This is a genomic window from uncultured Thiodictyon sp., from assembly GCA_903837595.1.
In the GTDB taxonomy this organism is placed as follows: domain Bacteria; phylum Pseudomonadota; class Gammaproteobacteria; order Chromatiales; family Chromatiaceae; genus Thiodictyon.
Genome location: CAILVI010000572.1, coordinates 1 through 2233, shown reverse-complemented (window position 1 = coordinate 2233; position 2233 = coordinate 1). Strand labels below are relative to the sequence as shown.

Sequence of the window (2233 nt, the reverse complement as noted above, 5' to 3'; positions counted from 1 at the left end):
GCGCTCGATCTGGTACGGGTCTGCGAATGGCTGGACGGAACGCCCGTGGCGCCGACCAGACGCTCGCGCTTTGCCAGGTTGCAGCAGGCTGCCTGAGGGGGCCGGAGAATTCGCCACCAGTGTCAGGAACGAACCCCAACATCCCCCTACCAAGCATCCACCGGACTCCTGACCGGCACCACCCCCGGCCGATTGAGCACATGGGTATAGATCATGGTCGTCGACACGTCCGCATGTCCCAGCAACTCCTGCACGGTCCGGATGTCGTAGCCCGCCTCCAGCAGATGGGTCGCAAACGAATGCCGCAACGCATGGCTGTTGACCCGCTTCGGCAGCCCGCCGCGTTGCCCGGCTGCTTTGATCTCCATCTGCAGCGACGACTCGTGCAGATGGTGGCGGCGCACCTCCCCGGACTTGGGGTCCTGCGACAACCGGCCGCTCGGAAACACGTATTGCCAGATCCACTCGCGCGCCGCGTGCGGGTACTTACGCCCCAAGGCATCCGGCAGATACACGCCGCCCGCCGCCGCCGCCAGGTCCCGCTCGTGCTGGGCCTTCACCCGCGCAAGGTGGATCTGCACCGGCTCGCGCAGGCGCTCGGGCAAGGGCACCATCCGGTCCTTCCCGCCCTTACCGTTGCGGACCACGATCGACCGATTCCCAAAGTCAACGTCCGCCACCCGTAATCGCACACACTCCATCAGCCGCATCCCGGTCCCGTACATCAGGCGCGCCATCAGACCGAAGGTCCCATCCATTGCCTCGCACAACCGGCGCACCTCCTCCCGGGTCAGCACAACGGGCAGCCGCTGCTGGCGCTTGGGTCGTGCGAAACGCACGTCCTCCAAGGGCCGCTCCAACACCTGCTTGAACAGGAGCGCCACCGCGTTATAGGCCAGGCCTTGAGTCTTGGCCGCCACGGACTTGTCCACCGCCAGATGCGTCAGGAACCGCTGTACGTCCTCGACCCCCCGGCGCCGCCGTCGGCGTATCGCCGCAAAACGCCAGAAAGCGGTGGCACCAATCCACATAGGACTGCTCGGTGCGGATCGAGTACTGCATCGCCCGGATCGTGCGCGCCAGGGTCTCCAGCAAGGGGAAGGCCGCCGCGAAGGATGGGAAGGATGGGGGAAGGATGGGGTCGGAAGGATGGGGTCAGGTCTTGACTTGCGGAAGGATGGGGTCAGGTCTTGACTTGTGCCTTTCTTGAACTATCTTTACAGTTATGGCTAGGCCGTTACGACTTGAGTTTGCCGGTGCGCTGTACCATGTCACCTCACGGGGTGACGGACGGGAGGACATTTTTCGGGCCGTCGGCGACCGGCGGGTGTTTATCGACGTGCTCGCGGGCGTGTGGGGACGGTTTAACTGGATCATCCACGCCTACTGCCTGATGACCAACCATTACCACCTCCTCGTGGAGACTCCGGACGGGAATCTCAGCAAAGGCATGCGCGAACTCAACGGTGTTTACACGCAACGGTTCAATCGGGTCTACCAACGGGTGGGGCACGTCTTCCAGGGGCGCTATAAAGCGATTCTGGTGCAGAAGGAAGCGTACCTTCTCGAAGTCGCGCGTTACGTGGTCCTCAACCCGGTCCGCGCGCGCATGGTTCGATCGGCGAGCGATTACCCGTGGAGCAGTTATGGGGCCATGACCGGCGAGGACACGGCCCCCGAGTGGCTGGAGACGCGCGCGATCTTGGCGGCGTTTGGCCAGACCGAAGCGCAAGCGGTGGAAGGTTACCGGTCTTTCATAGCTGCGGGCGAGGGACAACCTTCGCCCTGGGAGTACCTCAAGCAGCAGGTCTTTCTGGGCTCGGACGCCTTCGTGGAGGCCATGCAACGTAAGGTACCGCACGACCGCGACTTACGCGAGGTGCCCCAAGCAAAACGTCGGCCGGTTCCGCGCTCGTTGCCTGAGTACGACCGGGCTCATGCGGATCGAGATCAAGCGATCAAGGCCGGCTACGCGAGCGGCGGGTATACAATGCAGGAAATTGGCGACTACTTCGGGCTGCACCACTCGCGTATCAGCAAGATCGTCCGTGATGGACCTCAGCGTGGCGGCGAGGCACAAGTCAAGACCTGACCCCATCCGCTGACCCCATCCGCATGCCATCCGCATGCGGACGCCTTCGTGGAGGCCATGCAACGTAAGGTACCGCACGACCGCGACTTACGCGAGGTGCCCCAAGCAAAACGTCGGCCGGTTCCGCGCTCGTTGCCTGAG

At 63.8% G+C, this 2233-nt stretch carries 2 protein-coding genes; one reads left to right on the top strand and one right to left on the bottom strand.

The features are described from left to right. Nucleotides 1-146 precede the first annotated feature (146 nt). Complete coding sequence (locus QZY44_RS35090) at nucleotides 147-1031, bottom strand: integron integrase (RefSeq protein ID WP_295458968.1); 885 nt, start codon at nucleotides 1029-1031, stop codon at nucleotides 147-149. Nucleotides 1032-1225: 194 nt separating this feature from the next. On the opposite strand from QZY44_RS35090, the gene QZY44_RS35085 reads away from it, so the two are divergent. Beyond that, entirely contained in the window at nucleotides 1226-2092 is an 867-nt protein-coding gene (locus QZY44_RS35085) for a transposase (RefSeq protein ID WP_295458965.1), read from the top strand. Nucleotides 2093-2233: the final 141 nt, after the last annotated feature.